The sequence below is a fragment of the Wolbachia endosymbiont of Cardiocondyla obscurior genome (genome assembly GCF_902713635.1).
GTDB lineage: Bacteria > Pseudomonadota > Alphaproteobacteria > Rickettsiales > Anaplasmataceae > Wolbachia > Wolbachia pipientis.
The window spans coordinates 1-2,249 of the sequence record NZ_CACTIU010000102.1; the positions used below are offsets into that span (position 1 = coordinate 1).

At 34.5% G+C, this 2,249-nt stretch carries 2 protein-coding genes; both read right to left on the reverse strand.

Features of this window, described 5'->3' with window-relative positions:
- Positions 1-51: 51 nt before the first annotated feature.
- Positions 52-399, reverse strand: coding sequence for an IS630 transposase-related protein (locus WOCAOBSORBRA_RS05895; protein WP_151808004.1), 348 nt, complete (start codon positions 397-399; stop codon positions 52-54).
- A gap of 177 nt (positions 400-576) precedes the next feature.
- Positions 577-2,229: a hypothetical protein gene (locus WOCAOBSORBRA_RS05900; protein ID WP_246165658.1), complete on the reverse strand. Its 1,653-nt coding sequence runs from the start codon at positions 2,227-2,229 to the stop codon at positions 577-579.
- Positions 2,230-2,249 lie beyond the last annotated feature (20 nt).

Here is a 2,249-nt window from a genome sequence, read left to right on the forward strand (position 1 = left end):
TATAAGATGCTGGAATGGTCTATTTTTGAGATTTTATCGGTAAATCGCTGCCTATCTTCTTGATTGCGCTCTTGATAGAATGTGACTTTTTTTAAAGGTTATTTTTAGCTGTCTTAATCTATACCAAATTGCACTTATCCCAAAGCCAAGGTTTTGTTTCATTTCTGCTAGTGTGTGATCTGGGTGTTTTTTGACATATTCTTCGAGTATTTCTGGATCTATTTTTCGAATAAAACCAGTACTTTTTACCGCTTTGAGACCTTGGCCAGTAGCTTTCTTTTTTAGCCATCTATATAGTGTTGCTATCCCTATCTCAAAAACCTCTGCAACTTCAACCTTTGACTTTCCTTTTTCTACCAAAGACACTGCTTTTTCCCTTAAATCTACACTATATACCATCGCTTTCCCTACTTTAAAAAAACATATTATACCTTTATCATTCGCTTTTGAAAATACTATAGTTAGCGGAATGACGGTTTTTCAAATTGTCGGTAAATCTAAGTCAGTTTAGCTATAATTTCCTAAATTTGCTCACAATCTCTTGACTTGACACATATGTTTTTTTCTCAAATGTTACTATCTTCCTCCTTTTCCTTTCTCAATTTGTGCAACCATTTCCTTTACATTTGCATGCGTGAGAAGGGAATTTTTGCTGACATGAGATTTTGGATCAGATTTTGCTGTTACGTGTTTCGTTGCAGATCTTTTATTCTCTGTTAGAAATGAATGAGATTGTTTTTTCTTCACACCGATATCCGCTTGTGCTGCTGGAGTGGTTTTGCTTTCAGCAAGCTGTACATTAGCATTTCCTTTTGCTTGATTTTGCTCAAATTTTTCTTTTAATGCCTTTACTTTACTGCCCATCTCGCGATTAGCTCCTCCTTTCATAGTAGCTGCTGCTACTTTTGGTATCGCCTTACCAGCAGCTTTTTGTGCTGATTTCCTATTGTCTTGATTTTCAGATTTTAGTGGTACTCTTTCAGCTGATTTTTTAAGAATTACTCCTACTACTTTTGGCTCTGTGCTTACTTTTTGATTAGCACGGCTTAGATTTTTAGGCTTTGGCGGTACTGCAGGTTTATCTTTGATTACCACTTTCGATTCTTGTCTAACTTCTTGACCAGTAGTAAACATTTTTTTTGGCACTTGCGGTGGTTTTGGTGGTACGAGGGATTGAGGTTGTTGTTTCTGCTTACGTTCTCTTTTTGCTTCTATATGTTCTTTAGGAACTGTTGCATAAATTGGCTCTTCTTTGGGCGATTTTGAACTCTGCGAATTTTCTATTAAAATTTTACTCTTCTTCTCTTGATAATTTGATATCTCTTTGTATACAGACTCTTCATTTAATGAACTTCCATAGCCTGAATCTTCTCTCTGCTCATATAAAGGATTTTCCTTTTGCTTTTTCTCTTGATAATTTGATATGTCTTCATATTCAGACCCCTGATCTAATGAACTTTCATAGCCTGAATCCTCAGAAGGATTTTCCTTAGCATCAGGCATACTAAAACTATTAGCTCCTTTTAGTAAAGAAGATGTAGACTTTGCCTTGCTTTCTCCATCTGAGGATATTTCTGATTTAAAGCGTACCTTCCTCGAATCTGGAGCAGCCGGAGGTGCTGTTGTTGGTCGCTTTATTTGCCTCATGCGATTACCACCTAATTTTTCTTTCGGCTGTTCTTCTTTTCGCAGCTCAAAAGTACCTTCCTTTTGCTTTCTACCTTCCAAACTCACTTCGTGTGATCTATCTTTTCCTTGACTCTTTTCACTTTGTTCTAAATTTAAAGAATCTTTTAAAATATTATTTTTTCTGAAATCTTTTTCTAATTGTTCCAAGAGATCAATTTTTTTTAAAATTCTTGTATACTTAGCTGCTGTTTCTAAAGTGAAACTTGACAACTCATCATTTACAAAATTACTTATACTACTGTTCTTGGTTGGAAAATTTTTTCCCAAAATTCTATTCATTAATGTTTTAAAAAGACCTAATGGCTGTTCTACATAATTGTTCAAGTCAGTATATATAACAAACTCAGCTATACCTTTTGCCTCACCTGTAAAACCTTCTAATGCATGAGATAAATCCCTTAACGTTTTGTTATATTGTTTCTCTGCATTTCCTAGCTTTACAGCTTTGATCAGAGAATCGAGATTTTTTTTATAGTTCTCACTTTTATAGTACTTCCCAAAGTAAATGATAAAGGTATAATAAGCTATTTGAGTTATAATGGCGTATAGTGTGGATTTAA

Bases quoted from the DNA above. Each gene is read 5' to 3' on its own strand.
- WOCAOBSORBRA_RS05895 (WP_151808004.1), bottom strand. From the start codon at position 399: ATGGTATATAGTGTAGATTTAAGGGAAAAAGCAGTGTCTTTGGTAGAA.